Raw genomic sequence first — 6,836 nt, forward strand, 5'->3', positions numbered from 1 at the left:
CGACGTTCGTCGTGGCAAACCACCCAAACCACCGAAAACTTCTTTCCCGCCCTCACGGCGCGCCTGGGCGACCGTGGCGGGCACTTTCGCTCCGACTCGCCCTTACTTCTTCTCGCCTAGCCAGCGGCGCTTGTGCCGCCTCTGTGACGCCGAAGGCGGCACGAAACTAATAGCGCATCGGCCCTTAGGCCGATTCCATTGATCGTCTTTTGGTTTGTCGAGCGATGCGGTGACATTAAGTGATTCTGTTAAATAGGAATCTTAAAAAGGTTAAGGGTCAAAAAGAGCCCAATTCCCACCCTACTTTCAATACCTTACCGACATACCCGGTGGGTGAAACCCCGTGATTCGGTGTGTGAAACCCCGATAGTACGGTGGGTGATCCCCCGACGAAAAGGTGTGTGAAACCCCGACTCCGGCGATGGCTTGAACGGCTCTTCCGTGCCAGTTATCCACAGCGCGAACGCTGCATTACGCCGGCCGGAGCTTGTCCGACTCTGCCCGGCAAACCAGCAGGTGTGTGAAACCCCGATAGTTGGGGGCTGCGGTGGGTGAAACCCCGATAGTTAGCGACGGCCGGCCAGCCGGTCCATTCGGGCGTCCACCTCTTCCGTACGCCGACGATCGGCGTCAAGGCGGGCTCGCCGCTCCTCCTCCACGCGCATCTTCTCTGCCAGTGCTAATGCTTCAGCCTCACCGCGGAGCCTGAACAGCACAGCCGGGCTTTTGTCGGTCGTTTCGGCTGCTTCCATCGTATAATCAGGGAGCTGGTCAGCCTCGATCACGCGCCGAAGCATCCGATTGAACTCTTTGGGCTGGGCATCGCTGCCTGTCTTGTCGCGAAGCACCTCGACCCGGCACAACCACCCCCCGCGCTGCGTGCCGGCATGTTTGCGCGCGATGCGATACAGCGCCCGCTCCAGGCCTCCGGACAGGAGGAAATAGTCAGGGTGCATGGTGAGCAACGACTTCTCGTTGACGATCCCCTCATAAACCCAATCCGAAAGGGTCAGCGTCATGCCCCGTGGCTGCTCGGTCTCGGCGTCGGTGTCGAAAGTCCAGCTATCGAGCCAGTTGAAGCCGGCCTTCTGCCGGCGCTTGGTCGCGCGGATTGAGGTGGTGATGGAGGTCGTCTGGAGCCTAAGCAGCGCCGCCTGCAACTCTTGATAATCCCTGCCGCCAGTGCCGCGCTTGATAGCTCGCAACAGGTCATAAGGCGTCGTCGTCAGCGTGCGCGGCAGGTCGTTCAAGCCCTGCTGCTTCATGCGATTGAGGGTAGATGCCGCCCATATCAAAATGTCGGCATCCCAAATCGTCGCCATGCCGTAGTCGGGGATCGCCTGCACGCGCACCCACGCTTCGCCATCCGGGCTGCGATACTCGATGGGCTTGAGGCGCTTGCGCTTCTGCAACGAGAAGAACGGACGCTCCATAACCTCCCGCTGGTCCTTGAGCGGGAGGTCACCAAGCGCCGGGATGAACAGGTCGAACTCGGGATTGGGATCACGCCGCTTGCTCACGGGGCGAACCTGGTGTGGCCCCGCTTGACGAGATACTGGCGGAGCAGGCGCTCGGTGACGACAGTGAGCGGCTCCCCGCCCTCTTCCACACTGAGTTGGCGCAGTGCACGGTGCATGTCCTCGGGAATGTGGATCAGCACCGGCTTTTTGCCTGGATGACTGCTGCGACGCGCCGGCGCTACTGGCGAGGGCGTCTCGGCCGAGCGCCGTGATCGGCGCGGCGCGGCCGCCTGTTGCGGCTCGGAGACAGCCTCGGCGATGGGAGCCGCTGCCGCCCCCTCGGGCTCGTCATCGAAGATGCTGGCAAGTGCGGACGGTCTCTTTGCCATTACGCTGCCTCGCTTACTGGCTTAGTCGTAAAGCCGCTTAGTCGCTTAGCCTCATTATAGGCTGCGCGCAGTTCGGCCGCAGCCTTGCTATCCGGTTCTGTCTCTGCCGCCGTCCGGCCGAGTGGCGTAGCTTTGTAGAAATCCTTGCGGAAATGGAGCCGGCTGTCGAACAGCGTCACGCCCTTGGCGGCGAAGCCAGCATGGGCCTCCTGCCCTTCCCCGCCCTGATGCGGAACCTGTGTCAAAATGACCGCAAATGGGGTGCCGGCCTGCTGCACCTGCTTGACGGTCTGCAACACTGAATGAACGTCCAGCCCACGCGGTGCGACGGGGACAATGACGAAGTCCGCTTGCTCGGCCGCGAGCATGGCAATGTCCTTGGAGTTCGCGGGCGTATCGATGATGATAAGATCGACCTTGCCGCTGGCGCGTCCACGCGAAACGTGGAGAGGCAGGCCGGCGACGCTGCTGTCCTTCACTACCACGTCGTCGTCGTCGCGACGTTCGGACCAATAGAGCGCCGACCCTTGCCGGTCGTCGGCATCAAGGATGACGACGGATGCCCCTTCCCGCGCCGCCTCAACGGCGAAGCCGGTTGAAAGAGTGGTCTTCGATTGCCCACCCTTCTGCGCGATGACGGCCCATACTTGCACAGCTTTGCTCCTACTAAGCGGCTAAGCGACTTATACCGCTTAGCCGCTTAGTCGTAAAGCGACTTAGTCGCTTAGCTATCGTCAGCCCTCCTCATCGGGACCCAGCGGGTCGTGTAGCATCGGCCCATGCCCCGCAATCGGACACAAGGGCGCGCCCGCCGTCTCAAGCCATTTGCGCGCGGTTCTGACAGTGTAGCCGCAAGCTTGGCACTCGCATTTGAGCATCCGCGCTGTCTGCTTCTTTGGCGCGGTGGTTTCGCCGCCCGTGTCGAGCCGGGCGTGGGGGAGGGGGCCTGCTGCTGAAAGGATCGGCGCGACGGTAGCAAGGAAGGCGTCGCCGGGGTTGGTGGAACGCATCGGCCCCATCAAGCCAAGTCCGACCGCGATACGTTTAAACGCCTTCCCGTGTCCGGCCGGGATGCCGACTGCCGCGTGGACCAGTTCGTGCGCGAGAATTGCCGCGATCTGCGCGGGCATTGCGTCGGGTGCGTATGCGAGGTCTGGACGGATGAAGATTTCAAAGTGGCCGTCCGCGCTGCACCGGTTGTCCCAACATTCGCCGATCGCGCGGCCTTTCGCGCCCCGACTGGTGAAGCCGATCGCAACTCGGACGCGAGAGGGTAGGGGGGTGTCCAGCGCGTCGAACAGCGGGGTCAGGCCGATCGCCACCCGGTTCAGCCAGCTCTCGCGATTGTCCTGCTCCATGATCTTCTCCTCTTCTAAATCGCCTGGGGGCGATGGCCTCGGCCATCGGCCCTGCCTCGTGGCGAACAGCGGGGGAGAGGGGGGCAACGGGAATCTGCCGGGGTGGTGCGGGCGCAGCGCAGCGAGCCACGGCCTGGCTGATTGCCGTTGCTGGGGAGAGGGGGCGGCGCTCCCTTTCCCCATCTGACGAAGATCTTCGCCGGCGTCGCCGGCGGCTTCATGCGGGCCGAGGCCCGCGTGCGCGAGCGATCGTTACCCGTAAGGGAGTGCGCCGTTGTGGCGCGGAGAAGAAAGGAGTGTTCGTATGAACTGAGCTTATTGGCATAGCTCATGCCTGACCGACTTACCGGTGCCGATGATGAGTCGGCTGAAATTCCGAAAGGGAAACGGGACCATAGCATGTCGGTGGATGGATCGAAGTCGGGCGCCGCAGCCTGACGGTTGACCAGCAGGCAAGGTGCGCATGGTGAAGACTGGATTGTCTGAATCCCAGTTTCCAACGACCACTAGGTAGGTGACGGTGAACGCAGCTGACACACCGTCCCGAGCGGAGCGAGGAGCACGGCCCTGCAAATCGCTGCCAGTCCGCCCGGCGTGGCCCCGTAAGGGGATCAGGAAATGAACGGGGCACCTAAACGCACCGCGACTCCTCACTCGCGCAACTGCGGGATCGCCTAAACAGGACGGCTTGTTCGGACCTGCATGGCGACGGAGCCGTCATAGTAGTCAAACGCCCGGTGTAATGGCCGGGACAGCCGCCGCGAGGCGGACGGGGCAGCGGTATAAGCGGGAGCGATCCTTGTCGAAATCCGCAGCATCCGGGCGAAGGACGGCAGTTCTGTAACCTCGATGGATCAAAGGAAAGGGATTGCTGATGCAAACCGCTACTATCCTGAGACGGATCGAGAAGCTTCCGGCCTTGTCGCGGGCGGGCAAGCGGATCAACGGTCTCAACCGCCTCATGCGGTCCCGCTGCTTATATGAGCGGGCCTATGATAGAGTATCCCGGAATCGGGGTGCGATGACGCCGGGAGTAGACGGCCAGACCTTCGACGGCATGACGCTGGCGAGGCTTGATCGTCTGGTCGAACGCGTGGCGGAAGGCCGTTACCGCCCTCGTCCAGTGCGGCGGGTCTATATCCCCAAGGGCAATGGTAAAATGCGCCCATTGGGCATCCTACGGCGGATGATCGCATCGTTCAGGAGGCGGCGAGAATGATCCTCGCGGCGATTTATGAGCCTGTGTTCTCGCAGCACAGCCATGGGTTCCGCGCGGGTCGCTCCTGCCACACGGCTCTCGAAGAGATCCGCAAAACCTGGACGGGTGCGAAATGGCTGATCGAAGTGGATGTTCGCGGGTTCTTCGACAACATCGACCATGACATCCTGCTCGGCCTCTTGGCCCGCCGGATCGATGATCCTGTGTTCATCGATCTGATCGGGACGATGCTAAAGGCAGGGTGCATGGATGAATGGAAGTTCGAACGGACTTATAGCGGCACTCCGCAGGGTGGGGTCATCTCGCCCTTACTTGCCAACATCTATCTCCATGAGCTTGACCTGTTCATGGAGGAAATGCGGGCGGGCTTCGACAAGGGCGCCAAACGGCGGGCCAATCCTGCCTATGTCGCCCAGACCCAGCAGATCGCCGCACTTCGTAAGAAGATCGATGCAGTCCGTGCCGATGGTGCGGATGAGGTAGAAGTCCGGGCCTGTCTAGCCCGGATCGAAGCCATCAATCGGGAAAGGCGGAAGATACCGTCCGTCGATCCAATGGACCCCAACTTCCGTCGCCTTCGCTACTGCCGCTATGCCGATGACTTTCTTGTCGGTGTGATCGGCAGCAAGGCGGAGGCCGTTCAGATCATGGCCGATATACAGCGCTTCCTCGCTGATCGGCTCAATCTGGCGGTATCACCGGAGAAAACCGGGGTTCGCGATGCGTCGAGGGGATCGCCGTTCCTTGGCTTCCATGTATGCGCCTTCACGTTGCGCTCTCCCGGAACAATGGCGGGGCGTCAGAAGGTCGGCGGCGGGATGCGACGCATCCTTCGTCGGCCAACGCGGGGGAACATCAAGTTGTGGGTGGCGAGGGACCGGGTCTATGCATTTTGCAGGCGCAAAAAGCTCGGCAACCTCGACATGAGGAATGGCCGGGTGCGTCCGCAACTCATGGAATCCAGTGTAGCGGAGATTATCGTTGCCTATAACTCAGAGTTCCGGGCTTCGCGACCTATTATGCGATCGCCGACGGCGTGAAAGCGTCGCTCGACAAGCTCGAACTGGTAATGCTCAGGAGCCTCTTTGCGACTGTAGCATGCCGGCGACGCTCGACGAGAAGGCAGGCCGAGGAATATCTGAAAATGGGGTCGGATCACGGCGTAACGACCTTGGTCCGGGGCGAGCCGCGCGTCCATAAGGTATGGAAACTGAAGCATCTGATCGTACAGGCATGGGGCAATCCCGTCGTTGATGCCATTACGGTTGGCTCGCGCATTGCGCAGAGTTCGAACGATCTCGTCACCCGTCTCAGCGCCGAAGAATGCGAGGCGTGCGGCGATACTGACGGACCGTTCGAGATGCATCATCCTCACCGCTTAAAGGACAAACGGCGCGCCAACTGACGCCATGGGTGCAATCAGCACGGCGGCGCAGGACCATCGTCCTATGTCGAAAGTGTCATGTTGCCCATCATGGTGGCCGGATGCCAGACAGAATGGAGAGCCGTGTGCATTGAAAGGTGCAAGCACGGTTCGGGGGGAGGCGCTGGGGCGTCCTCGCAAGAGGCGCCTCGCGTCTACCCTACCGAGACGCCGGCACGGCGGCTCGGTCGAAGCGCAGCGGAGATAGAGCGCGGCCCGTAGGGTGCGCTGGAGTAACTAAAACGCTTAGTGACTAAGTCGCTTAGTGGCTTAGTTGCTTAGTTTATGGAAGTCTCATTGCCTCTTGGCGCTGGCGGAGATCAGTCGCCCAATGGTTGAGCGCGTCAATCTCCGCGGCAAGAGCCTCGGGGCGGGGGAGGGGGCGGTTTAGCTCTCTCGCCGCCGAATGCAGCATTTCAGAGCATCGTCCATAACCGTCGCGCATGGCTTCGCAGTCGGCTTGGCTGACGGCGGTGAGCTTAATCAACCCGCCCGTGTTGACCTTGTAGGACAGGCGACGGATCACATGCCCGACTGTTTCCTCAACCGCGGTTTCCCATGTATCCCGCATGATGCCAGCGATCGACTTGACGGTTACGCGCCAATTATCTTCATCACCTTGCTCGAAATGCCGGCGCTCATTCGCGAGCTGGCGCGTAAGGCTGCCCATGATATCGACGGCACGCCTCGCCTTGAAAGGTGGTTCGTTGCGGCAGAATCCCGCCTTGTCCGCTCCTCGGGAAACTGAACCCATCGACACTTGGGGACGCGGTTGCGCATCTTGGGCGGCTCGCTCCAACTCGAATAGAAAGGCGAGGTCGTGCGTCAGCACGATCACTTGCCGGCGCGACGCTTCATCGATCAAGCGCTTTGCCACCGCCTCACGATGCATGTGGTCAAGCGAGGACACAGGATCATCGAAAACGATCCCGGATTGATTACCTGCGGTCGCCAGTTCCGCCATGAACGCGGCTAGCGCGACGCAGC

Annotated in this window: 7 protein-coding genes and 1 pseudogene; 3 read left to right on the forward strand and 5 right to left on the reverse strand. The window is 61.5% G+C overall.

All coding sequences use genetic code 11. The features are described from left to right. Positions 1-566 precede the first annotated feature (566 nt). The 4 genes from CEQ44_RS07785 to CEQ44_RS07800 form a co-directional block, all read right to left on the reverse strand. Positions 567-1,520, reverse strand: coding sequence for a replication initiator protein A (locus CEQ44_RS07785; protein WP_088183874.1), 954 nt, complete (start codon positions 1,518-1,520; stop codon positions 567-569). Next, complete coding sequence (locus tag CEQ44_RS07790; protein WP_088183875.1) at positions 1,517-1,849, reverse strand: hypothetical protein; 333 nt, start codon at positions 1,847-1,849, stop codon at positions 1,517-1,519. Before CEQ44_RS07790 ends, CEQ44_RS07785 begins: the two co-directional genes overlap by 4 nt. Continuing rightward, a complete protein-coding gene (locus tag CEQ44_RS07795) occupies positions 1,849-2,502 on the reverse strand; it encodes a ParA family protein (protein ID WP_088183876.1) in 654 nt (217 codons plus the stop codon). The genes CEQ44_RS07790 and CEQ44_RS07795 overlap by 1 nt, the downstream gene beginning before the upstream one ends. Before the next feature lie 81 nt (positions 2,503-2,583). Further along, entirely contained in the window at positions 2,584-3,207 is a 624-nt protein-coding gene (locus CEQ44_RS07800; RefSeq protein ID WP_088183877.1) for a transcription elongation protein SprT, read from the reverse strand. A gap of 1,021 nt (positions 3,208-4,228) precedes the next feature. Here CEQ44_RS07800 and CEQ44_RS24985 point away from each other — a divergent pair. From CEQ44_RS24985 to CEQ44_RS24995, 3 genes are read left to right on the forward strand one after another with little or no spacing between them, the layout of a single operon-like run. Beyond that, entirely contained in the window at positions 4,229-4,426 is a 198-nt protein-coding gene (locus CEQ44_RS24985; RefSeq protein WP_256960033.1) for a hypothetical protein, read from the forward strand. After that, positions 4,423-5,466, forward strand: a complete 1,044-nt coding sequence (locus CEQ44_RS24990; protein WP_256960034.1) for a reverse transcriptase/maturase family protein — start codon at positions 4,423-4,425, stop codon at positions 5,464-5,466. Before CEQ44_RS24985 ends, CEQ44_RS24990 begins: the two co-directional genes overlap by 4 nt. Next, complete coding sequence (locus CEQ44_RS24995; RefSeq protein WP_256960035.1) at positions 5,463-5,831, forward strand: hypothetical protein; 369 nt, start codon at positions 5,463-5,465, stop codon at positions 5,829-5,831. Before CEQ44_RS24990 ends, CEQ44_RS24995 begins: the two co-directional genes overlap by 4 nt. A gap of 301 nt (positions 5,832-6,132) precedes the next feature. Here the strand turns inward: CEQ44_RS24995 and CEQ44_RS07810 are convergent. Then, a pseudogene (locus tag CEQ44_RS07810) lies at positions 6,133-6,836 on the reverse strand (hypothetical protein); the annotation flags it as partial.

Origin of the sequence: Sphingobium sp. Z007, assembly GCF_900013425.1 — a bacterium.
Taxonomy (GTDB): domain Bacteria; phylum Pseudomonadota; class Alphaproteobacteria; order Sphingomonadales; family Sphingomonadaceae; genus Sphingobium.

What these genes read in the sequence shown, in the direction of transcription:
- CEQ44_RS07790 (WP_088183875.1), bottom strand. Translation starts at nt 1,849, where the DNA reads ATGGCAAAGAGACCGTCCGCACTTGCCAGCATCTTCGATGACGAGCCC.
- CEQ44_RS07800 (WP_088183877.1), bottom strand. Translation starts at nt 3,207, where the DNA reads ATGGAGCAGGACAATCGCGAGAGCTGGCTGAACCGGGTGGCGATCGGC.
- CEQ44_RS24985 (WP_256960033.1), top strand. Translation starts at nt 4,229, where the DNA reads ATGACGCCGGGAGTAGACGGCCAGACCTTCGACGGCATGACGCTGGCG.
- CEQ44_RS24990 (WP_256960034.1), top strand. Translation starts at nt 4,423, where the DNA reads ATGATCCTCGCGGCGATTTATGAGCCTGTGTTCTCGCAGCACAGCCAT.